This window comes from Niveispirillum fermenti, assembly GCF_052474395.1.
In genome coordinates this window covers 3,031,055-3,054,583 of record NZ_CP156681.1, presented here as the reverse complement: position 1 = coordinate 3,054,583, position 23,529 = coordinate 3,031,055, and the positions used below count along the sequence as shown (strand labels likewise).

18 protein-coding genes are annotated in these 23,529 nt (G+C 64.5%); 9 read left to right on the top strand and 9 right to left on the bottom strand.

Going from position 1 to position 23,529, the window contains the following annotated elements; genetic code table 11:
* Positions 1 to 7 precede the first annotated feature (7 nt).
* Complete coding sequence (locus ABC728_RS25375; protein ID WP_416621862.1) at positions 8 to 2,176, bottom strand: TonB-dependent receptor; 2,169 nt, start codon at positions 2,174 to 2,176, stop codon at positions 8 to 10.
* 106 nt (positions 2,177 to 2,282) lie between these two features.
* Positions 2,283 to 2,846: a cupin domain-containing protein gene (locus tag ABC728_RS25370; RefSeq protein ID WP_416621861.1), complete on the bottom strand. Its 564-nt coding sequence runs from the start codon at positions 2,844 to 2,846 to the stop codon at positions 2,283 to 2,285.
* Between the two features lie 407 nt (positions 2,847 to 3,253).
* On the opposite strand from ABC728_RS25370, the gene ABC728_RS25365 reads away from it, so the two are divergent.
* The gene (locus ABC728_RS25365) at positions 3,254 to 4,066 is read left to right on the top strand and encodes a GntR family transcriptional regulator (protein WP_416621860.1); all 813 of its coding nucleotides are present in this window, start codon (positions 3,254 to 3,256) and stop codon (positions 4,064 to 4,066) included.
* Between the two features lie 4 nt (positions 4,067 to 4,070).
* Here ABC728_RS25365 and ABC728_RS25360 read toward each other — a convergent pair whose 3' ends face one another.
* A complete protein-coding gene (locus tag ABC728_RS25360; protein WP_416621859.1) occupies positions 4,071 to 5,417 on the bottom strand; it encodes a hypothetical protein in 1,347 nt (448 codons plus the stop codon).
* Between the two features lie 402 nt (positions 5,418 to 5,819).
* On the opposite strand from ABC728_RS25360, the gene ABC728_RS25355 reads away from it, so the two are divergent.
* The 6 genes from ABC728_RS25355 to ABC728_RS25330 all read left to right on the top strand — a co-directional run bounded on the left by ABC728_RS25355 (position 5,820) and on the right by ABC728_RS25330 (position 15,566).
* A complete protein-coding gene (locus ABC728_RS25355; RefSeq protein WP_416621858.1) occupies positions 5,820 to 5,972 on the top strand; it encodes a hypothetical protein in 153 nt (50 codons plus the stop codon).
* Between the two features lie 33 nt (positions 5,973 to 6,005).
* Positions 6,006 to 7,268, top strand: coding sequence for an efflux RND transporter periplasmic adaptor subunit (locus ABC728_RS25350; protein ID WP_416621857.1), 1,263 nt, complete (start codon positions 6,006 to 6,008; stop codon positions 7,266 to 7,268).
* A gap of 44 nt (positions 7,269 to 7,312) precedes the next feature.
* A complete protein-coding gene (locus ABC728_RS25345) occupies positions 7,313 to 7,993 on the top strand; it encodes an ABC transporter ATP-binding protein (RefSeq protein ID WP_416621856.1) in 681 nt (226 codons plus the stop codon).
* 41 nt (positions 7,994 to 8,034) lie between these two features.
* On the top strand, positions 8,035 to 10,530 hold the full coding sequence (locus tag ABC728_RS25340; RefSeq protein ID WP_416621855.1) for an ABC transporter permease: 2,496 nt from the start codon (positions 8,035 to 8,037) through the stop codon (positions 10,528 to 10,530).
* Between the two features lie 31 nt (positions 10,531 to 10,561).
* Positions 10,562 to 13,030, top strand: coding sequence for an ABC transporter permease (locus ABC728_RS25335; protein WP_416621854.1), 2,469 nt, complete (start codon positions 10,562 to 10,564; stop codon positions 13,028 to 13,030).
* A gap of 88 nt (positions 13,031 to 13,118) precedes the next feature.
* Positions 13,119 to 15,566 carry an ABC transporter permease gene (locus ABC728_RS25330; RefSeq protein ID WP_416621853.1) on the top strand — a complete coding sequence of 816 codons (2,448 nt, stop codon included), beginning with the start codon at positions 13,119 to 13,121 and terminating at the stop codon, positions 15,564 to 15,566.
* Here the strand turns inward: ABC728_RS25330 and mobA are convergent.
* Entirely contained in the window at positions 15,557 to 16,234 is a 678-nt protein-coding gene (gene mobA / locus ABC728_RS25325; RefSeq protein ID WP_416621852.1) for a molybdenum cofactor guanylyltransferase MobA, read from the bottom strand. The genes ABC728_RS25330 and mobA overlap by 10 nt on opposite strands.
* A 220-nt stretch (positions 16,235 to 16,454) precedes the next feature.
* Between mobA and ABC728_RS25320 the strand changes: the two genes are divergently transcribed.
* Together ABC728_RS25320 and ABC728_RS25315 are read left to right on the top strand one after the other, a co-directional pair.
* Positions 16,455 to 18,197: an SAM-dependent methyltransferase gene (locus ABC728_RS25320; RefSeq protein WP_445376542.1), complete on the top strand. Its 1,743-nt coding sequence runs from the start codon at positions 16,455 to 16,457 to the stop codon at positions 18,195 to 18,197.
* 115 nt (positions 18,198 to 18,312) lie between these two features.
* Positions 18,313 to 21,147, top strand: coding sequence for an ATP-binding protein (locus tag ABC728_RS25315; RefSeq protein WP_416621823.1), 2,835 nt, complete (start codon positions 18,313 to 18,315; stop codon positions 21,145 to 21,147).
* Positions 21,148 to 21,191: 44 nt separating this feature from the next.
* On the opposite strand, the gene ABC728_RS25310 is transcribed toward ABC728_RS25315, so the two are convergent.
* The 5 genes from ABC728_RS25310 to ABC728_RS25290 all read right to left on the bottom strand — a co-directional run bounded on the left by ABC728_RS25310 (position 21,192) and on the right by ABC728_RS25290 (position 23,481).
* Positions 21,192 to 21,344, bottom strand: a complete 153-nt coding sequence (locus ABC728_RS25310; protein WP_416621822.1) for a hypothetical protein — start codon at positions 21,342 to 21,344, stop codon at positions 21,192 to 21,194.
* A gap of 39 nt (positions 21,345 to 21,383) precedes the next feature.
* Positions 21,384 to 21,536 (bottom strand): hypothetical protein, encoded by a 153-nt coding sequence (locus ABC728_RS25305; protein WP_416621822.1) that lies wholly within the window; start codon positions 21,534 to 21,536, stop codon positions 21,384 to 21,386.
* Positions 21,537 to 21,575: 39 nt separating this feature from the next.
* The gene (locus tag ABC728_RS25300; RefSeq protein WP_416621821.1) at positions 21,576 to 21,728 is read right to left on the bottom strand and encodes a hypothetical protein; all 153 of its coding nucleotides are present in this window, start codon (positions 21,726 to 21,728) and stop codon (positions 21,576 to 21,578) included.
* 39 nt (positions 21,729 to 21,767) lie between these two features.
* Positions 21,768 to 21,926 (bottom strand): hypothetical protein, encoded by a 159-nt coding sequence (locus ABC728_RS25295; protein ID WP_416621820.1) that lies wholly within the window; start codon positions 21,924 to 21,926, stop codon positions 21,768 to 21,770.
* Positions 21,927 to 22,389: 463 nt separating this feature from the next.
* Entirely contained in the window at positions 22,390 to 23,481 is a 1,092-nt protein-coding gene (locus ABC728_RS25290) for a site-specific DNA-methyltransferase (protein ID WP_416621819.1), read from the bottom strand.
* Positions 23,482 to 23,529: the final 48 nt, after the last annotated feature.

The following is a 23,529-nucleotide window of genomic DNA, read 5'->3' as shown; positions in this document are numbered from 1 at the left end:
CTGGCGGTCAGTAGGTGTAGGTCAGGCGCAGGCCATAGGTGCGCGGATCGCCCGGCGTGCCGGCCGGCACCGCCGTGAAGCTGCCCGTGGAGACCAGATATTGCGTATCGGACAGGTTGCGGCCGTACAGCACCACCTGCCAGTTGCCGCCATCCGGGGCGAAGCCGATGCTGGCATTCAGCAGGTCATAGCTGCCCATGGTCTGCACCGCGTCATTCACGACCGTGAAATATTGCCGGTCCTTCCAGCCATATTCACCGCGCACGAACGCCGTGCCGCCCCCCAGATCGAAACTGTACTGGCCATAGAGCGTATAGGCCCATTTGGGCGAGGAGTTCAGGTAATTGCCCGACGCATCGATGGTCACGGCCGGGCTGGTTCCCGGGATCGGCGCCTGGGGGTAGTTTTTATAGCGCGCGTTCAGATAGGTCAGCGTGCCGCCGATATCCAGCCCGGTCACGGGTCGCGTGGTCAGTTCCAGCTCAACCCCATCCACCTTCGCGTCGGAGGCGTTGGTGATGTCGGTGACGCCGGGGACCAGGAAGGATTGCACCTGCAAATCCTTGTAATCATAGGTGAAGGCCGAACCGTTCAGCCGGATGCGCCTGTCCGCGAATTCCGTCTTGAAGCCCGCCTCGTAACTCCACAGCGTTTCCGGCGCGAAGCCCTGAGCCGTGTTGCCGGAGGAGAAGTTGAAGCCGCCCGACTTGAACCCGCGCGTCGCCGAGGCGTACAGCATGACATCGGGCGTCACCTTGTATTCCGCGCCGAATTTCGGGGTCCAGGCCGTGTAGTGGCCCTTGTTCAGGTACCGGCGCGGGTATGTCGCCAACGGCGCGCCGGTCGACAGGGTGTAGATGTTCAGATACTGGTCGAAATCCTTCTTTTCATCCGTATAGCGGATGCCGGCGGTCAGGGTGAACTGATCGGTCACGTCGAAGGAACCCTGGCCATAACCGGACCAGGCCTTGGTATCCACGGTGGGGGCCGGGTTGGTGACGCGGTTCAGATTGAAGGCCGTGACCGTGGAATCCGTGTCGATATGCTCGTCGAAATAATAAAGGCCCAGCACATATTTGAACCGATCGATCCGGCCCGACAGGTTCAGTTCCTGGGAGAACTGGTCCTGATATTCCTGCTGCCGCGTTTCCTGGCGGTGCAGGTTGGTGGCGTCGGTGTCGTTGACATAGTCCAGGTCGCTCTTGCGATACGCGGTCAGCGACTTCAGGACGGCCATATCGGAGAAGGTGTAGGTGATATCCGCCGACACGCCCTTGATCTTGCGGTTGGTGTCGCTGGGGCTGTCGAGCGCCACCTTGTGCCAGTCGCCGCGGATGGCTTCGGTCACCGGGTCCACGGGGCCGCCGGCCACGGGGCGGAACGGCTGCAACAGCGCCTGATTGCCGACAAAATGACCGTAATCGGCCAGATAGTCGGCGCGGAACACCATGTCCAGCGCCTCGTTCGGGGTGGCGCGCAGGATGGCGCGCGCGCCCCAGGTATCCTCGCTGGCGCGGTCATTGCCCGACGCGACGACATTCTTGAAATAGCCGTCATGCTTGCTGCCCATCAGCGACACGCTGCCATAGAGCCTGTCCTCGATCAGGGGCGCGCTGATATAGGCTTCGCCGCGGAACAGGTCGTAATTGCCGATGGTAGCCTGGGCCTTGGCCCGGACCTGATTGTCGGGCAGGCGGGAGATGATGTTGATGGTGCCGCCCACCGAATTGCGGCCATAGAGTGTGCCCTGCGGCCCGCGCAGCACCTCGATCCGCTCGACATCCAGGAAATTGTTGAAGACGGCGGCGGGGCGGGCCAGATAGACACCGTCCATATGGACCGTCGTGCTGGGGTCGGACCCGGCGAAGACATTGTTCGACCCGATGCCGCGGATATAAAGCTGTGCGAAGGCGCCGTTCTGGGCGACGACCAGGTTCGGCGTCGATCCGGCCAGGTCGCGGACATCCTTGATGCCCGTGCGTTCCAGCGCGTCCGATGTGAAGGCCGTGATGGCGATGGGCGTTTCCTGCAACCGCGTGTCGCCCATCTTCGTCGCCGTGACGATGATTTCTTCAAGCAGGCCGCTGTCCGCCGCCTGTGCCAGTGCCGGCAAGGGAGCCAGCGCCATTACCGTGGCGCCGCTCAACAACAGGGTGTGAAGCCTCGAACTGGTCATGTCCCCGTCCTCCATTTGTATTCTTATATGAAAGATGCGTAGGCGTAACGGTACATCCGGCAATCATCATGGATTGCCGTTCAGGATAAACCATGCGCCCGTCGGATCAGATGTCGAAGTGAAGCCCCTTCGACTGGAAGTACGCCAGATACTCTTCACCGTGACCGGCGATTTCCCTGGCTGTTCTGGCTGGAAAGGTGATGTCGTCCACGTCGTGCCGGCCGCCGGTGATGATCACCTGCAGCAAGCCTTCGCCCGCGCTGACATTGCGGAAGGCGCGGGCGACGCCCGGCGGTACGGAAATGACGTCGAACGGGTCCAGCACGGCCGTGCCTTCCCCGTCATCGCCCAGGGTGAACTGGAATCGCCCCTTCAGGACCGTGAAGGTCTCAAAGGTTCGGCGATGGGTGTGCAGCGATGGTCCCGTGCCGGCCGGGCAGACGGCATAGGTGATGGACATATCCCCGGCGCCTTTGATCGGCGCTCTGGTCCCGAAGGGGCTTGGTGCCTCGTCCGCCCGCGTCACCACGGGCAGCAGACGGCGTGACCAGATCAGGTCCGCTACATGCTGTGGAAGATCGTGTCCGCGCTGTGGCTCGATCTCCGTCAACTGACCAAGCCGGGCGATGCGACTGCCGAGGCCGGTGCCGACGGGGTCGGTGTCGGTCATATGGTTTTCCATGGCGTCAGTCCCCGATGAACATAAACCGCCTGTGCGCCCGGCCTCCCGTTTCATTTCCCCACCACCTTGGCAAGGTCGCCGTGCGCCCCTTTAATCCGCCATAAAGTGTCGGCACTTTCAAGAAGGAATTGCCAGAATCATTGATTTTTTTGTCTCTCAAGGGGCTCCTGAAATAAATAACAAGCAAAATCAATATGATACAAATTGGCACATCGTTCCATCAGAAACGAAATAGGGTGACGCCAATAATCTGTCGACACTATTGGCCTTTGCGCTATGCTGTGCGCCGGGCTTCTATGCAGGGGGATGGTGGTTGTCGTAGCATCTGCGACGATGGGCCGTCCGTCCCGCCGGCATGAGGGACAGGCCCATGATAAACGGGGGGCTTTGGGGTGATGACAAAGGCAAGGACCGGCATGCGGGCGGGTGAGGAAGCCAGGGTGCGTGCCCATGTTCCGCCCCCGCCCGATGATGGGGATGATGACATGGACGAAATGTCATCGGATGCGGCCACGGCACCATCACCGTTCGGTGCGCCCAAGCTGATGGCCGACGGCAGCACGAAAACGACGCTGGTGCAGCGTGTACACGAGATGCTGATGCAGAGCCTGGATGAGGGCGTTCTGCGGCCCGGGCAGCGCATCAAGGCGGCGGAACTGGCCAAGCGCCTGGGTGTCAGCCGCGCGCCCGTGCGCGAGGCGCTGCATATCCTGGCGGGTCAGGGGCTGGTGGAATTGCTGCCCGACAAGGGCGCCATCATGCGCGAACTGTCCCTGGCCGACCTGATCCAGATCTATGAGGTGACGGGCCCCATCGCCAAGGTTGGTGTTGTCGCCGCCGCGCGGCGTATCGGCGAGGGGGATAACCGCACACGGGTGGAAGCGGCCATCGATCGTATTCGCGCCAGCCGCGACGACCCGCCCTCCTACAGGTTCTATCTGGTCCTGAACGATTTCCACTATCTGCTGAACGAGATCGGGCAGAAGCCCTATGTGGATTATCTGCTGGGACTGCTCAACCTGGAATACTGGAACCGGTTCCTGGCCGGCACCATCGATCTGCCCCGGCACATACCCGGCTACATCGCCAATTACAATCGTCTGGCCGATGCGGTGCTGGCCGGTGACGCTCGCACGGCGGCGGCCGTCATGGACAGCCATGTCGAATGGTCGATCGGGCTGCTGGAACGGGCGGTGGCCGGGGCCTGATATTTCAGGCCGGGATGGCGGCCGGGGCCATGGCGCGGAAATCGTCCAGGCTCCGGCGCACGGCCTGTTGCGGCACCTCCACCCAGCCGCCGATCAGGTCGCCGGACAGGAAGCTGATCTGTGCCTCCTCGCACAGGGCCTCCATGGCGAAATCCTCCACCCCCTCCACGGAAGTGTGCAGCCGGTGCTTCTGTGCGGCCAGGCCGAACCGCAGCAATTCGGCCCGGTGCCGCTGCACGCTGGCGCCGGGTGGCAGCAGCAGGCAGGCCACCTTGGCGCCCGCCGCGGCGACAACGGAAAGGTCGGCGGAGACGGGGTCGACGACGACCATCGTGGTCCGGCCATAAGGGCGCAGCGTGCTGATCATCTCCGCCAGCCGGCTGACCGGCACGCCCGCCGGCGCCCCACGGAGATGATAGGTCATCAGGCTGCGCATATGCGGCGGGATCGCCTGCAGGCAGCCGATCAGGGCGCGCCGCCGGCTCTGCACGGCCAGGCTTTCGAAATGGATGGGCACGGACAGGAAGAAGCGGAACCGGTTGTCGAACAGTTCCAGCGCCACGGACACGGCCTCGCGCAGGACGAACAGGTCAAGCTCCAGGATCTGGGCCGGGTCCTCCGGATCGTCCAGGCAGTCCAGGCCCCAGAGCAGGCTGCCGCCGCGTCGCTGGCGGCAGGGGCGGACCGTGAAGACGGACAGGACCTGTTGCTTGACGTCCCAGATCGGCCGGTACCGGACCTCCAGCGGCCCGGCAGCCTCGCCCTGGGACCCCGTGAACCCGTCCGTCGCCGTTCCCGTGCCTGCTGCGCCGGTGCGGGCGGCGTCCAGGGTGCGGCGCAGCTTGGCCGGATCGAACATGGTCTCCGACCCGATGGCATGCACGACGGCGCGGGCCTTGATGCTGCCGGTTTCCGCCGTGCCCCATAGCAGGGCCTGCAATTCCTCCACCAGATGGGAGCAGATTTCCCCCGCCTGCGCCGGTCCCAACTGGGCGAAGACCACGACATAGGTTTCCCCGTCCGGGCGGAACCAGGTATCCAGCGGTGACAGATACTGGTTCAGCAGCCGGATGGTCAGCAGATGGACACGATCGGCCACGGCAGGCCAGCGGTCACCCATCCGCGCCCGCAGGCTCTCCAGCCCCATCAGTTGGATGCTGCCCGCCTGTGACGGGTCGCGCCGGCCCAGGATGCGCCGCAGGGCATCCACGACATTGTCGTCCGCCCGGGGGATCGCCGAGTTGGCCGGGTTCATGGCGCGAGCCGGGCCGTTCCCCGACGCCGGAACGTCCTGGGCCGGGCCGTCAGTGCCCAGCAGGTTCGCGATCAGCGATTCCATCATCTTCAGCATGGCGTGGTGCCTTTCGGGAAACATCTGGCCCGATCCTATGCCTGTTATCCGCAGGCGGCGGCGCGCGAAAGGCTATATGACCCAATGCGCAAAGACAGTCTGTGCATGGCTTGCCGCCATCGCTGCTGCCGCCATGCCAATGCGTTGATCGGCCTGTTTCTTTTGGAAATCATGGCCATCCGCGCCAGCAAGGGCCGCTGCCTCATGCGCGGGCGGACCGTTCCATTGTCCGATTTTGGGGAAGCAGCATGTCCGAAAACGGACACTGTTCGAAAACGTACAAACGGGATGGCCTGAAAATCCGAGCATTTCCGCCAGATTCCGCTTGGCACGACCCTTGCCTATGAAAGGGGGGAACATCACGGCTGAACACCGGTGGGGCCGGCAGACAAGGTGGACATCATGCGCAAGACGACGGAACAGACGACCGATGCCCTGGACCAGAACGGCCTTCTCGACCGGATCGAGGATGCCGTGCTGCGCGTCCATCCGGACATCTGGCTGGGTGGGCTGGTGCTGGTGGCGCTGGCCCATTTCCTGGGCCGTCTGGTCTGACGCGAAAGATAGTGACGGGGTAGGGGGCTAATCATGGCGATGGACCGCCGGATCGAGAAGACGGGCATCAAGAAGCACAAGAAGGCCATCATGGCCGCCGGCGTGGCCTTGCTGGTGGGGGCGGGTGGACTTTACCTCGCCCTGGGCAGCACGGGCGGACAGACGGTGCGCGTGGCGGAGGAACGGCTGGTGGTCTCCACTGTCAGCCAGGGCCCGTTTGAGGATTTCATCCCTGTTCGTGGCTCCGTGGAACCCTTGACCAGCATCTTCCTGGACAGCATGGAAGGCGGCCGGGTGGAGCGGCGCTTTGCGGAGGCCGGCCAGTTCGTGACGGCGGGCCAGCCGCTGCTGGAACTGACCAATACCGACCTGCAGCTTGAAGTCATCAGCCGTGAGGCGCAGGTGATCGAACAGTTGAACCAGCTTCGCACCGTGGAACTGAACCTGGAGGTCTCGCGGCTCACCAACCGGCAGAACCTGGTGGAGGTCGAATACCGGCTGGTGCAGTTGAAGCGCACGCTGGACCGCCGGGCAGAACTGATCAAGAGCAAGGCCATCAGTCAGGCGCAGTATGACGAGGCGCGGGACGAATACGAATATCTGCTGCGCCGCCGCGAGGTCCTGCGCGAGACGCAGCAGGTGACCGACCGGCTGCGGTCCGAACAGTTTGGCCAGTTGCGCGAAAGCACCGCGAAATTGCAGGAGAATCTGGAATTCGCCCGCCGCAACCTGGACAATCTGATCGTCAAGGCGCCCGTCGACGGCCAGCTCACCTCGCTGGAGGCGGAGGTCGGCCAGAACAAGACGCGCGGCGAGCGGCTGGGCCGCATCGACCGGATGGACGGCTTCAAGGTCGTGGCGCAGGTCGATGAATTCTATCTGCCGCGCCTGACCACGGGCCAGACGGCGGAGGTGGCCATCGGCGCGGGTACCCATGTGCTGCGCGTCGCCAAGATTTTCCCGCAGGTGCGGGACGGACAGTTCCGCGTGGAGCTTGAGTTCGCCGATGCCGCACCCAGGGATATCCGGCCGGGCCAGACCCTGCAGCTTCGCCTGAAGCTTGGGGATACGTCGACGGCGCTGCTGATCCCCAATGGCGCCTTTTACCAGGACACCGGCGGCGCCTGGCTGTTTGTGGTCGGACCGGACGGCAAGTATGCCACGAAGCGCGGGGTACAGCTCGGCCGCCGCAACGCGCAGGTGATCGAGGTGAAGAGCGGTCTGGAACCGGGTGAGCGTGTGGTCACGTCTGCCTATGGCGACATGACCCGCATGGACCGCATCCAGTTGAACTGAGAAGACGACCCATCACGAAGCACATAGCAGGAAGGAACAAGGGAATGTTGAAGCTGGTCGATCTGGTCAAGGCCTACCGCACCGAGGAAGTGGAAACCACGGCACTGAATTCCGTGAACATCCATGTCCGCGACGGCGAATTCGTCGCCATCATGGGCCCGTCGGGCTGCGGCAAGTCCTCGCTGCTGAACATCATCGGCATGCTGGATACGCCCAGCGGCGGGCAGTACTGGTTCAACGGCGAGGAAGTGTCGAAATACGGGGAGCGCAAGCTGGCCGATATCCGCAAGAAGAATATCGGCTTCATCTTCCAGAGCTTCAACCTGATCGACGAACTGACCGTGTTCGAGAATGTCGAGCTGGCCCTGCTCTATCACGATATCCCGGCGCGCGAACGCAAGGAACGGGTGAAGGCCGCGCTGGAAAAGGTGAATATCGGGCATCGTGAAAGCCACCTGCCGCAGCAGCTCTCGGGCGGTCAGCAGCAGCGTGTCGCCATCGCCCGCGCCGTGGTCGCCAAGCCCAAGATGCTGCTGGCGGACGAACCGACCGGCAACCTGGACAGCGCCAATGGTGACGAGGTCATGCGCATGCTGACCGACCTGAATGCCGAGGGCACGACCATCGTCATGGTCACCCACTCCATGCCGCATGCCCAGTACGCCACGCGGATCATCAACCTGTTCGATGGACAGGTCGTGGCGGAGAACCTGCGCGCCGCATAACGGCGCAAGGGGGAGGGCCAAGGGAAGGGGGGAAACGGGCGATGTGGAAGAACTATCTGATGGTTGCGATACGCAACCTGCTGAAACATAAGCTTTATTCTGCGATCAACATCTGCGGCCTGGCCATCGGCCTGGCCACTTGCGTGCTGATCCTGCTGTTCGTGCGCAACGAGACCACCTATGACCGTTTCTTCTCCGACAGCGACCGCCTCTATCAGGTAGCCATCCGGGCGCAGTTGCCGGGCCGGCAGGCGGACAATGTCGCCGTCGCGATGCTGCCGCTGGCTGCGGCCCTGAAGGAAGGCTTCCCGGAGGTTGAAATGACGGCCCGGGTGGTGCAGGACACCACCATCTTCCGGCGCGGGGACGAATTGTTCACGGAGACCACGCGCGCGGTCGATCCCGACTTCTTCCGCATGTTCGACTTTCCCTTCCTGCAGGGCGACCGCATGACGGCGCTGGACGAACCCAATGGCATCGTCCTGACCGAAAGCGCGGCGCGGAAATTCTTCAAGGATGCGGACGTGCTGGGCCGGACGCTGGAGGTAGAGGACGGGGACCCCGTCAAGGTGACCGGCATCATCCCGGACATGCCGTCCAACACCCATTTCAACCTGGAGATCATCCGGCCCTATGCCTCGCTGAGCCAGACGACCCGCAACCAGGAGCGGAACTGGGGCAGCATCTGCTGCGAGACCTACCTGCTGTTGAAGCCGGGTTCCGATGTCGATGCCATCAATACCCGTCTGGCGACCTGGATCAAGACGGCCGCGCCGACCATCCATTCCGTCACGGGCAGCTTCAATCTGGGTGAGATATTCACGCCCCGCATCCGCAATGTGAAGGATATCCACACCGAGCCTTTGCAGACCTCCATGCGGCCTGCCACCTCCTATACGGAAATCGTCACCTTCGCGGCCGTGGCGGTCCTGGTGCTGGCTATCGCATCGATCAATTTCATGAACCTGGCCACGGCGCGCGCCACCCAGCGGGCGCGGGAGGTCAGCGTGCGCAAGGTGGTCGGCGCCAGCCGCGGTCAGATCATCATCCAGTTCATCGGTGAATCGCTGCTGCTGACCCTGATCGGCCTGCTGCTGTCGGTGGCCCTGGTCGAACTGGCCCTGCCGGCCTATTCCGCCTTCCTGGACAAGGAACTGAGCTTCAACCTGTTCACCGACCCGTTGCTGGCGCCGGTGCTGCTGGGGCTGGCCCTGGTCGTCGGCGTGGCAGGGGGGGCCTACCCGGCCTTCTTCCTGTCCGGCTTCAACCCGGCCCGCGTGCTGAAAGGGTCGTCCAGCGGGGTGGGCGGCGGTTCCGGCCGGTTGCGCATGGCCCTGGTCGTCGTGCAGTTCGCCATTTCCATCGCGCTGATGGTGGCCACGGCCGTCGTCTATGGGCAGCTTCTCTACGCCCAGAACAAGAATCTGGGCTTCGACAAGGAAAATACGATCGTCCTGAACGGCTTTCCCGGCGGCAGCGACCGGGAGCGCCAGCAGACGCTGACCAACGTCCTGGCCGCCCTGGAAGGCGTGGTCAGCGTGGCCGGCACCGATGCCACCCCCAGCAGCGGCAGCGAAAACAATACCAATGTCCGCGTGCCCGGTGCCGACCCCAACCAGTTGCTGGTACTGCGCCAGGGTGCGGTCGATTGGGACTATGTCAGGACCCTGGGATTGCGCATGGTGGCCGGCCGTGATTTCGACCGCAACCGGCCGTCTGACCAGGTGATCTTTCCGCCCCCGGCCGGCAGCGCCGCCGCCACCACTCCCGCCGCTGAAGAGGAGAAGAAGGTCTTCACCGGCGCCGTCATCCTGAACGAAGCCGCCGTCAAGCGTCTGGGCTTTGCCGGCAACCAGGAAGCATTGGGCCAGGAGTTCGAGGCGGGTGCCGGCCAGGGCGGCACCCTGCGGCTGACCGTCATCGGCATCGTGGATGATTTCCACTTCCGCTCGGTCCATGATCCGATCGCGCCGGCCATGTTCATGGTGGATAACGGCACCTATTCCGACCTGATCATCCGGATCCGGGGCGGGAATGTGGAAGGCACCCTGGCGGCCATCGACCGCGCCTGGCGCGACCTTTACCCCAACCGGCCCGTGCAGCGCGAATTCCTGGATACCCGCATCCAGAACCTTTATGTCCGCGAGGCCAAGACCTCGCAGATGTTCGCCGCTTTCTCCGGTCTGGCCATCATGATCGCCTGCCTGGGCCTGTTCGGCCTGGCCAGTTTCACGGCGGAGCGCCGGACCAAGGAGATCGGGCTGCGCAAGGTGCTGGGCGCCAGCGTCATGGACATCGTCCGCCTGCTGGTCTGGCAGTTCAGCAAGCCCGTGCTGATCGCCAACCTGATCGCCTGGCCCGCCGCCTGGTATTTCATGGACCGGTGGCTCAGCGCCTTTTCCTTCCGTATCGACCTGAACCCGTTGCTGTTCGTGGCGGCCGGCGCCCTGGCGCTGGCCATCGCCTGGCTCACGGTCGGTCTGCACGCCGCCCGGGTGGCTCAGGCCAAGCCGGTGACGGCCCTGCGCTACGAATGACGCCAAGCCAAAGGACAGGGAGGCCATAGGGATGCTGAGGAACTGGGTCACGGTTGCCCTGCGCAACCTGCTGCGGCACAAGCTTTATACGGCCATCAATATTCTGGGCCTGGCGGTGGGGCTGGCCAGTTGCCTGCTCATCCTGCTGCATGTGCGTGACGAGCTGTCTTATGACGCCTGGGTGCCCGACGCCGACCGCATCGTGCGGGTCCATACCAGCTACGAGATGCCGGGCCGCGGTCCCCTGAACACCGTGCGTTCCGCGGGCCGCATGATGGATGCCTTCACCCAGGCCTATCCGGCCGAGGTGGAGACGGCGGGCCGGCTGCTGCCCTTCCGGCAGTCGGTGCTGCGGGACGGGACGGCCATTGAGCAGGTCGTCACCTATGCCGACCCGTCCATTCTGTCCCTGTTCGGCTTCACCTTCATCGCCGGCGACCCGGCCACCGCCCTGTCCGACCCGTCGTCGCTGGTGCTGACGGAAAGTGCGGCCCGCAAATATTTCGGCGATGCCGATCCCATGGGCCGCACCCTGACCCTGTGCTGCATCGGCGCGGACCGGTACGACCACAAGGTGACAGGCGTCATCCGCGACCTGCCGCGCGCCACGCATCTGGAAGTGGAGATGCTGGCCCCGCCGGTGCCGCAGCGGCTGGCCCCGTTTCCCAACCTGCTGGACACCTGGAGCTCGGTCAACGTCTACACCTATCTGAAGCTGCGCAAGGTGGGGGATGTGGCCCGGCTTGCGGCGGACAATAAGGGGTTTCTGGACCGGGTCGTGCCCCATAATGGCGAGGGCATGCTCGCGTCGGACTTTGCCAGCCAGTTCTTCATGCCCATCCGGGATATCCGGCTGCAAGCCCGTGCCCAGGCCGGCGACATGGGGGACATGAAGCCGATCGGTGATGCGGGGCTGGTGGCGGCCCTGTCGCTGGTGGCGGTGCTGATCCTGGCCCTGGGCTGCGTCAATTTCACCAACATGGCGGTGGCCCGTTCTTCCCTGCGCGGCCGGGAAGTGGCAGTCCGCAAGGTGCTGGGGGCCCGCCGCCGGTCCCTGGTCGCCCAGTTCCTGATCGAGGGGGCGTTGCTGGTGGCCGGGGCCGTGCTGGCGTCGCTTGTCCTGATGGAAGTGGGGTTGCCGGCCTTCAATGGCGTCACGGGCAAGGATCTTTCGCTGCCGCTGCTGGACCCGCTGTTCCTGGGCGCGCTGGGCGGGCTGGCGCTGGTGGTGACGCTGCTGGGCGGGGCCTATCCGGCGTTCTACCTGTCGCGCTTCCAGCCGGCCCGCATCCTGAAGGGGGAGAATGCCGCCGATGGCGGCGGGGCGCGGCTGCGCGGCCTGCTGGTCGTGCTTCAGTTCGCCGTCGCCATCGGACTGTCCATCGTGACGCTGGTCGTTTACCGTCAGACCTTGTTCGTCACCAGCGCCGACCTGGGCTTTGCCCGGGAACATGTGCTGGCCGTGCGCAATCTGGGGGGCCAGAGCTTCGAGGGCACCCGTCAGGCGCTGCTGGAAGAGGTGCGCCGCCTGCCAGGCGTGCGGGCGGTGGCCTTGTCCTCCGACGTGCCGACCGACAATTCGGAGAACAATAACGGCTTCACCCTGGCCGGGTCGGGCGAGCAGTCCAAGGCCATGAGCTATCAGAGCCTGGGCGACGGGTTCCTGGAACTCTACCATGTGAAGCCGCTGGCCGGGCGCCTGTTCGATCCGGCCTTCGGCGCCGACATGATCCGCCGGCCGGCAGACGGTGAAACGGGGCGGGCTGCTGCCATCATCAACGAGACGGCGGCCCGCCTGCTGGGCCTGTCCGATCCGTCGGCTGCCGTCGGCCGTGTTCTGCGCACGGGCTTCTACAACCATGTGCCGTTCGATCTGACCATCATCGGGGTCATTCCCGACGTTCGTTTCCGGTCGCTGAAATATGGCGTGCAGCCCACCGTGATGTACCAGCAGGAGGCACAGTACCGCGTGCTGTCGGTCCGCTTCGACGGAAAGGACCCGGCCGCCCTGCTGTCGCAGGTGGAGGATATCTGGGGCCGGATGGTCACGGACCGGCCGTTCAAGGCCGCCTTCGTGGAGGACCTGATCACCGCCCAGTACAATGACGAGCGGGTGCAGGCCACCGTCTTCGCCGCCTTTTCGGGGCTGGCCATCCTGGTCGCCTGCCTGGGGCTTTACGGTCTGACCGGTTTTGCCGCGCGGCGGCGCACCAAGGAGATCGGGCTGCGCAAGGTCTTCGGTGCGACGGTCGCCCAGATTGTCGCGCTGCTGGTCTGGCAGTTCTCGCGTCCCGTCATGATCGCCAACCTGATCGCCTGGCCCGTTGCCTGGTGGCTGCTGCGCGACTGGCTGGACGGGTTCGATCAGCGGGTGGCGCTGTCGCCGGCCTATTTCCTGGCGGCGGGTGTGGCAGCCCTGCTGATCGCCTGGGCAACCGTGGCCGGACATGCGGCCGTGACAGCCATGGCCCCGCCCGTCCGGGCGCTGCGGCACGAATGAACAATGGCGGGCGGCCCCGCCTGTCCCCTCGTGGGAACCGGAAGGCCCGCCCGTCGATTTGAAGTGATTATTTTGGGGGAGAGGGTGGATGCTGCGGAACTGGATCATGGTGGCGGTGCGCAACCTGCTGCGCCACAAGCTCTATACGGCCATCAACGTGTTCGGCCTGGCGGCCGGCCTGGCGGCCGCCCTGCTGATCACTGTGTTCGTCCGGCATGAACTGTCCTTCAACGGGCTGTTCAGTCAGGCGCCAGAGATATGGCGCGTGGTGCGCACCGAATATATGCCGGGCCGGGAGCCGGAGGCGACCGCCTCCCAATCAATGCCCGTCGCTGCCGCGCTGAAGCAGGAATTTGCGGAGATCGTCACCATTGCCCGGTCGGGCCGGGTCAGGGAAATCGTGCGGCAGGGGGATGAAAGCCTGTACGTCACCTTCCATGCCGCGGATGTGGATTATTTCCGGATCTTCGACTGGCCGTTCCTGTCGGGGGACCGGGAAACAGCCCTGTCACAGCCCAACAGCACGGTGCTGACCCTTTCGATGGCGACCAAGCTGTTCGGCGACCAGCCGGCGCTGGGGCGCACGTTGACGCTGGCGAGCGGACAGGTGCTGACCGTGACCGGGGTCATGATCGACCCCCCGGCCAACGCCACGGAGCAGGTGGAAGCGCTACTGTCCATCGCCACGCCGCTGCCCTTCATCGAACGCCAGCGGGAGAGTTGGAACAACAATTGGATACCCACATATCTGATCCTGGCGCCCGGCACGGACGCCGCACGCCTGCAATCCGATATGAAGGGGTTCGTCCAGCGCAACCGTCCGGGTGCCGAGGAAGACAGTGCGACCGGCTATCGGGCCGAACTGACCTTGCAGCGCGTACTGGACATCCGGACCCATCCGCTGCCGGGTGAGCGCGGGACCAGCATGGGGGTGATTTCGGGGCTGGTCGCGCTGGCGGCGCTGATCATGGGCATCGCGGCCATCAATTTCGTCAATCTGGCCACGGCGCGGGCCACGCTGCGTGCGCGGGAGGTGGCCCTGCGCAAGGTGCTGGGTGCGCGTCGCCGGCTGATCGTGGTGCAGTTCCTGGCGGAATCCCTGATCCTGACCCTGCTGGCCGGGCTTTTGGCCCTTGCGGTGGTGGAACTGGCCCTGGCACCGTTCCAGCAGGCGCTGGACATCAGGCTGGACCCGTCCTTCCACACATCCACCCTGCTGGGCGGCACGGTGCTTTGCCTGTCGCTGCTGCTGGGTCTGCTGGGTGGGCTTTATCCCGCTTTCGTGCTGTCGGGCTTCCGTCCCGCACAGGTGCTGCGCGCCAACAAGTCCGCGGGTGTCGGCGGGGGACGGCTGCGTGCCGCCCTGGTGGTGGCACAGTTTGCCGTGGCCATCGGTCTGTCCGTGGGGACCCTGGTCGTGCTGGAGCAGACGCGCTATGCCAGCAGCCAGGAACTGGGTTTCGACAAGGAGAATGTCGTGCTGCTGCGCGGGCTTGAGACGCCGTCGGTGCGCGACAAGGCGGAAACCCTGAAACAGCGTCTCCTGGCCGATCCGGGAGTGGTCGCGGTGGCGGCCGCCCCCTGGGCGCCGTCCGACCCGTCGGAGCGCACCTCCACCTACCAGCTCACCGATGACGGGCAGGGGGCACTGATGACCGTGCGGACCGAACCGGTGGATTACGGGTATTTCGAGGTGCTGGGCGCCCATCTGCTGGCTGGCCGCACCTTCGACAAGGCGTTCGGCACGGACGAGCTCAAGCCGCCGCCGGAGGGCACGACGGGTCCGGTGGAAGGCCGCACGGGTGCCGTCCTGGTTTCCGCGACCGCCGTGCGCCAGTTCGGCTGGGGCACGCCTGAGGCCGCCATCGGCCGCACGCTCGGCTATCCCCATGATGAAGGGGACGCGCTGATGCATGTCGTGGGCGTCGTGTCCGATCTTCAGTACAAATCGGCGCGGACCAGCACGGTCGCCACCGTCTATCATGCCGAACCGCAGGAAGCGCGCGTCATGATGGTGCGCATCCGCCCGGGCTCCATCCCCGGCGTGCTGAACCGTATCGACGCGCTGTGGAAGGAGATGGCGCCCGGGGTGCCGTTGCGCCGGCAGTTCCTGGATGAACGGGTCGATACGCTTTATGCCGATGACGTGCGCCAGGCCAAGCTGTTCGCGGCGTTTGCGGGTCTGGCGGTGGTGATCGCCTGTCTTGGCCTGTTCGGGCTGGCCAGCTTCACGGCTGAGCGCCGGACCAAGGAGATCGGCATCCGCAAGGTGCTGGGCGCCAGCGTACCGGAACTGGTCCGCCTGCTGGTCTGGCAATTCTCCCGGCCCGTGCTGCTGGCCAATCTGATCGCCTGGCCCTTGGCCTGGCTGCTGTTGTCGCGCTGGCTGGAAGGGTTCGCCTACCGGATCAGCCTGGACCCGTTGCTGTTCCTGATGGCCGGCGGTGGTGCCCTGCTGATCGCCTGGGTGACCGTGGCCGGACACGCGGCCCGCGTCGCGGTGGCCAAGCCGGTCAAGGCCCTGCGTTACGAGTGAGCTTCTCCCGCAGGGGTGCTTGCAGACCCGACAGCCCCGGTCAGATCGCCGGGGCTGTTGACGTTCAGGAACGGGTCACGCCCGCCGGGACCGGGGGGAAACCGCACCAGGGTTACGCCATGGCGGGCGGCGAAGGCCCCGACCTTGCGCAGGCCCTCCACGACCAGTGCGTTCCGCAGGGCCCGGCGCAGGGCGACGGGCCAGAGGCCGACCGTCGGATGCCGTTGCCAGCCCCCCGCGCCGTCGGGGCCCGCGGCCAGGGCGATGGCCGCCCCCGCCGCCTGCCGCCCGGCCGCCAGCCGGGGCAAAAGGTCGGCCGGCAGGAAGGGTGTGTCACACGGCACGCACAGGATGTCGGCATGGTCCGGCGCATGGGCGGCGGCCCATTCCATGGCAGCCAGGATACCAGCCAGCGGGCCGGGCCTGTCCGGAACCGTGTCGGGCAGGACCGGCGCATCCCCCATCCACTCCAAGCCCGCGAACCGTGCAGCCGGTCCATTGGCACTTATCAGGATGCGGTCGGCCCAGGGGTGCAAGGCCGCCATGGCGTGCTGCATCAGGGGCCGCCCGTCCAGCATGACAAGCCCCTTGTCCCCGCCACCCATGCGTGTGGCCAGGCCGCCGGCAAGGATCACGCCCAAGGGCGGGCGGCCCCGTTCATCCTCCATGCCGCCGGCCTTTCATTGCTGTCCACGCGATAGGGCCGGACGTCATGCAAGCATGCCGGTCCGGTCCATGGGTGGACAAACCAGGGATGTAATGCAAAATCACTCTCTCTAATTATACGACATGCATTCATGCCTCGAATGCGTTAGGGTCATGCCGCCGAAGGCTTAGTCCTTTCGCGCCATATTCTACCGTCAGCGCACTCAAGGGGGAAACAGGACGATGCCTAATTCCATTGATGTGTCAAAGCCCATTGTCGCCGGGCAGACCCACGGCAGCTTGACCGTGGTCGGCACCGGCATCCGGTCCATATCACATTTCACGCAGGAAGCTGTCGGCCACATCCGTGACGCCGATACCGTGTTTTTCGCCGTCCCCGATGGCGTGACCGCCAATTTCATCCGTGAACTCAATCCCAACGCCTATAATCTCGCCCTGCATTATGGCGAGGACAAGCGTCGGCTCGTCACCTATGTGCAGATGGCCGAATTGATCCTGCGGGCCGTGCGCGAGGGCAAGCGCGTGACGGCCGTTTTCTACGGGCATCCGGGTTTCTTTGTTTCCCCTGCGCGCCGCGCGCTGAACATCGCGCGCAAGGAAGGGCATCGTACCGAACTGCTGCCGGGCATTTCCTCCACCGACTATCTGTTCGCCGACCTGCGCATCGATCCCTCCATCCATGGCTGTCAGATCGTGGATGCCAGCGACATGTTGCTGCGCAACAGGCCGCTGCTGACTTCCAGCCATGTCGTGCTTTTGCAGGTGGGCTCGGTCGGCGACAGTTATTTTTCCGCCAGGGGTTTCAAGAACAACAAGCGCGCCATCCTGTTCGAACGCCTGATCGAAATCTATGGCGAGAACCATCCGTCATACCATTATGTCGGCGCCACTTTCCCCGGGCTGGACAGTCAGATCATCCGCCGGCCGCTGAAGGCGTACCGCGACCCGGCTGTCCGGGCCTCCGTTCATCAGGCCTGTTCCTTCTATCTGCCGCCCAAGGATGTCCTGCCGCTGGACCCGGACATGATGGAGAAGTTCGGGATGCGCTCGCCGGGGGGCGCGGCGGCCGCGGCCGGTGATACGGTGGTTGCATCTCCGGCGGGCGATTACGGCCCGTTCGAGATGGATGCCGTGGCGCGGCTGGAGAAGGAGCCGCTGGGCGGAAGGGAACGTCGCACGTCCAAGACTTTGTGCCGCATCCTGGCGCAGTTGGCTGCCAATCCCGTTTCCGCAGAGGCATTCCGCCGTGATCCCGACACTTATGTCGGTCTGTTCTCCGGCCTGACGGCTCAGGAGAAATCGGCCTTGATCGGGCGCAGCGCAACCGCTCTGCATTCCGTCTCCCTGCAGATCGTGCGGCCGATCCCGACCGCCGTGAAGGCGGATGCCACGGAGCAAAGCGACGGCGGCGAGCTTCACGACGGGAAGGAACTGCACGACGGCGGCGAGCTTCACGACGGGAAGGAGCTGCACGACGGCGGCGAGCTTCACGACGGGAAGGAGCTGCACGACGGCGGCGAGCTTCACGACGGGAAGGAGCTGCACGACGGCGGCGAGCTTCACGACGGGAAGGAGCTGCATGACGGCGGCGAGCTTCACGATGCGAAGGAGCTGCATGATGGTGGCGAGCTTCACGACGCGAAGGAGCTGCATGATGGCGGCGAGCTTCACGATGCGAAGGAGCTGCATGACGGCGGCGAGCTTCACGACGCGAAGGAACTGCATGACGGTGGCGAGCTTCACGACGCGAAGGAGCTGCATGATGGCGGCGAGCTTCACGATGCGAAGGAGCTGCATGATGGCGGCGAGCTTCACGACGCGAAGGAGCTGCATGATGGCGGCGAGCTTCACGATGCGAAGGAGCTGCATGACGGTGGCGAGCTTCACGATGCCAACGAGCTGCACGACGCAGAGGAACTCCACGATGCGGCGGAGTTGCACGAGCCGGGGGGTGACAGCAAGTAACGCTCTCTGAACGAAAAGGGGGAGGTAGACACCTCCCCCTACTCAAGTCATTCTTGCAACAGAATATTCTATCGGTATTACTTGTGCGGAATGATCTGATGAGCGGCGGCGTGCGATGCAGGACAGTGTGACCGATTTCTTCGGTTTGCCTGATGACATCGCCAGGCTCCTGTCGGGGCGGGAGCTTGCAGGGGAACATGCCGTCCGCATAAAGGTTCTTCTCGCCTGGTACCTGCGTCAGCGCGATACCGCGAAATCACTCCGCCTGCTGACCGAACTGGCGGGCACGATCCTTGATACCGATGGCCGGCCGGATCTGGTGTTGCATGCGCGCGCCTTGCTGGCCGAGGCGGAGTGCATGCGGCTTGTGGCCGACCTCCCGCGCACTGCACTTCTGCTGGATCAGGCGACACGGCTGTTCGCCGATGCGGACGACCGGCTGGGCCTGGGGGACTGCGCCTTCAGCCGGGGGGAAACCCTGCTCCTGCAAGGCGATCTCGACAATGGCTTCACGGCCCTTCGTGAGGCGGTCGGCCATTACCGGGCAGGCGACGACGCGGTCCGGGTGCTGATCGCGGAGGCATGGCTTGCCAACCAGGAACAATATAACAGCCCCGACGAGGCGCGTGGACGCTGGGATCCGCAGTTCCTGGAACATCAGCATCCCACGCACCCTGCGGCCTGCGCCTTCCTGCTGACCTACAAGGGCAGTGTGGCGTTCCAGGACGGTGATTTCCCCCAGGCCATCCGTCTTTGGGAACAGGGATTCGAGCATTCGATCGTGGCCGGTGCCGTTTCCCTGTCCATCCATCTGGCGATGGTGACGGGCTCGGCCTATGCCAATCTGTTCGATCTGCCCATGGCGCTGGAATGGAAGGAGAAGGCCCATGCTATCGCCAAGCCCACGGGCTGGCCGGAGGCGCTGGGGGCCACCCTGTCTTCCATGGCGGAGACGACGACCAGCCTGGGCCAATATGAAAGGGCCCTGGCCCTGTTCGAGGAATCCCTGCCCTATCTGGGCAGGTTGCCGGGGTCGCGCCGCCATTCCATCGCCTATTGCGCCTATGGGAATTTGTGCATTGCCATGAACGAGCCGCAGGCGGCGCTGGAATGGTATCAGAGGGCCGATGCCATCGCCCAGCGCCTGGGTCACCCGGATGTGGAACTGTACCTGCAATCCGCCCTGACCACCGCCCTGCTGAAACTGGGACGGCTGGAAGAGGCGGAGGCCAGGATCACCCGTCCCCGCGCCATCGCCCGCACCCAGGGTAATCCCTATTACGAGATCGAGGCGCTGCGTGCCCTGGCATCGGTGCGCCGGGCGCAGGACCATGACCCCTCCCGCGCCGTTGCCCTGCTGGAACAGGCAATCGCCGTGGGTGCGGCTTTGCAGGGCATGACGATCAAGAGCGAGATGTACGAGGAGCTTGCCCGCGATTATGAAGCGCTGGGCAATCACCGGCAGGCCCTGTTCTATGAAAGGCGGGCCCGCGACAGCTGGCAGCGCAATTTCGACAGGCAGAATGGCGCGCGCATCCTGGCCATGCAGGTGAGGTTCGATACGGCCCGTGCCCGGTCGGAGGCGGAACATCACCGCAAGCTGGCCGAGGCGGAGGCCACGCGCGCCGCCGAACTGGACCGCGCCAACCAGACACTGGAAAAGCTGGGCTCCATCGGGCAGGAGATCACGGCCCGGCTGGACAGCGAGGCCGTGTTCACGACCCTGTCCGAACATCTCCAGGACCTGATGCATGTGAACACCCTGTTCCTGGGTCTGAAAGACGAGACGAACCAGATCATCGACATCCGCTATCGCATGGAGGACAGCCGGCGGCTGCCGCCGCGTCAGGTGCAACTGGCCTCTGATACGCTGTCGGCACGCTGTGTCCGCGACAATGAAGAAATCCTGATGGTCTGGGACAGGCGTAGCCCGGCCACGCTGGCGGGGACGCGCCATATGCGTACGGTCCTGTACCGGCCGCTGACCATTGGTGACCGCGTGCTGGGTGTGGTGTCGGTGCAAAGCGACCGGGCCAGCGCCTATGGGCCGCGGGAATTGCTGATCTTCCGGACCATCTGCGCCTATGGTGCCATCGCCATGGCGAATGCCGTGGCTTATCAGCAACTGGACCGCGCCGTGGCCGAACTGCGCGAGGCGCTCCAGCGTCTGGTGCAGCAGGAAAAGATGGCGGCCCTGGGCCAGCTGGTGGCCGGGGTGGCGCATGAGGTCAACACGCCGCTGGGTGTCACCCTGTCCGCCGTCTCGCAACTGAACGACACGATCCGCCAGACGCGCGATCACATGGCCCATGGGACCCTGACACGCACGGCGCTGGCGGAGACATTGCAGAACGGGCAGGATCTGGCGGCCCTGGCCCAGCGCAACGTGGTGCGGGCGGCTGATATGGTTCGCACCTTCAAGAGCGTGGCCGTCGACCATGGCAGCGATGAAAGGCGGCGTTTCGACCTGGGGGATTACCTGAAGGAAATCGTCACCCTGATGCGCGCGCGCGTATCGGCCAACGGTAGCAGGGTGGAAATGGACGTGCCGTCCATTCAGATGGACACCTATCCCGGTGCCTTGGCGCAGGCCATGACGAACCTGATCGCCAATGTCGCCGATCATGCCTATGGCGCCGATGCGCCGGGCACGATCCGTATCCAGGCCCGCAGGCTGGATCAGCGTCTGGTGGAAATCGCCGTGGCGGATGATGGCAGGGGGATCGCTCCCGATATTCTGCCCAAGGTCTTCGACCCGTTCTTCACCACGCGCCGCGCGGCGGGCAGCATGGGATTGGGCCTGCATGTCACGTTCAATCAGGTCACGCAGCGATTGAACGGGACGATCCTGATCGACAGTGTGCCCGGTCAGGGCACGGTGGCCACGATACGCATTCCGTGCGAGGTGCCGGGTGGACCGCCGGTCGCCCTCGCCACTCCCGCCCATTGAACGCCCCTTATTGTCCAGGGCGCCGCTTCGGGGGCGGGAATGGATCAGAGCAGGCTGTTCAGCAGGCCGGTCATCAGGGCGGCGGCGGACAGGACGATCGTGGCTTCAATCAGGTCCGACAGGGTCGGCAGGGCGGCGCGAAAGCCGGACAGGATTTCGTTGGCGTCGTTGGCGGCGGCGTTGATGTAGGCGGACATTTCAGTTCTCCGGGATTGAGCGGTTAAGCGGGGTAGGGATCAGAGCAGGCTGTTCAGCAGGCCGGTCATCAGGGCGGCGGCGGACAGGACGATCGTGGCTTCGATCAGGTCCGACAGGGTCGGCAGGGCGGCGCGAAAGCCGGACAGGATTTCGTTGGCGTCGTTGGCGGCGGCGTTGATGTAGGCGGACATTTCAGTTCTCCGGGATTGAGCGGTTAAGCGGGGTAGGGGTCAGAGCAGGCTGTTCAGCAGGCCGGTCATCAGAGCGGCGGCGGACAGGACGATCGTGGCTTCGATCAGGTCCGACAGGGTCGGCAGGGCGGCGCGGAAGCCGGACAGGATTTCGTTGGCGTCGCTGGCGGCGGCATTGATGTAGGCGGACATTTCATTTCTCCTGGTATGCGGTCGGGTTGAAGGCGGGGGTCAGAGCATCAGGTTCAGGCTGACCGTCAGCAGCAGGGCCGTCGCCAGCGCTGCGGCGGCTTCGATCACGTCGCCGGCCGTCGGCAGGGAAGCCAGGAAGCCGCTGATCAGATTGTCGTCGGCGGGCTTGTGGGCGACCGTTTCATTCAGGTTCGTCATCTTCGTCTCCGTTGGTGCGGTGTGCTTCGATGACCCCATATGAGCAAAGGCCGTGCCAAGTGGCTTTTTGCCATATTCTGGAAAATAAGACGGGGGGCAGATAGCGAAGACGGCAAGAAAATGCCGTTCAAGGCAGATTGTGGCAAAAACGGCGACTTCCAGCCCTGTCATTTTGTCCGTTTATGGACAGTTGGGCCGCGGCTCTGTCCGAATTCGAACGATTGGCTGGTGCGGCCGGGCGAATTCCGAATATCATTCTTGCAATGCATGGCAGGGTCGCTTTTGTGGATGGCGCCGCCGCGCCATGATTGGCCAAGTGACCCGCGGACGCGCGCTTCATGGGCCGGCCGGCCTGACCATCCGCCTTTCCACCATGGCTATAATGTCGGCGCCCATGACAAAAAACCCCTGCCGGGCCGTCCGGCAGGGGTGCGGTTGGGGGACGGGGGTTATCGCCAGCCCGTCAATGGCGTTCGCTGATCACCTGCTGGCGCAGCACATCGATGGGGGACAGGCTGCCATCTTGCTGGAAATGCCAGAAGGTCCAGCCATTGCAGGCCGGCAGGCCCTGCATCGCCGCCCCGACCTTGTGGATGGAACCCTTATGTTCGCCCAAATGGTTCTGGGCAACCAGGGTGCCGTCGGCACGCACCTTGGCGATATGCCGGCGGCGCTGGTCGAACAGCATGGTGCCGGGCTTCAGATAACCGCGCTCGATCAGGTTGCCGAAGGGAACGCGCGGCTGGGTACGCTTGGATGTGACCTCCAGCAATTCCGGTTCGGCCACCTCCTCCACCTGCGCGATGCGCTCATTGGCCAGCCGGGCATAGGTGTGCTCCCGCTCGATCCCGATCCAGCGGCGGCGCAGCCGCTTGGCCACGGCCCCCGTCGTGCCGGTGCCGAAAAACGGATCCAGCACCACGTCATCCACCTTCGTGGAGGACATCAGCACGCGGAACAGCAGGCTTTCCGGCTTCTGGGTGGGGTGCGCCTTCTGCCCCGTCTCGTCCCGCAGCCGTTCCCCGCCTGTGCAAAGCGGCAGGGTCCAGTCCGAACGCATCTGCAAATCCTCGTTCAGCGCCTTCATCGCCTCATAGGCGAAGTAATATTTGCTGTCCTTGGATTTGGAGGCCCAGATCAGTGTCTCATGCGCATTGGCGAACCGGCGGCCCTTGAAATTGGGCATGGGGTTGGATTTGCGCCAGATGATGTCGTTCAGCACCCAATAGCCCAGATCCTGCAGGATGGCGCCGACCCGGAAGATGTTGTGATAGCTGCCGATGACCCACAGCGTGCCATCATCCTTCAACGTGTGGCGGGCGGCATCCAGCCAGTCGCGGGTGAACCGGTCATAGGTCTGGAAATCCTGGAAACGGTCCCAATCCTCGTCAACGCCGTCGACGCGGGTATGGTTGGGACGCATCAGGTCGCCGGAAAGCTGCAGGTTGTAGGGCGGGTCGGCAAAGACCACATCGACCGATCCGGCCGGCATGTCCCGCATCAACTGGACGCAATCACCGACGAGAATCCGGTTGGTTGCAAGCTTGTCGCGCATGTTTTCGGCTGCCGAATTGGAGGTGGGTTTTTGCCGACAATGAGTTGG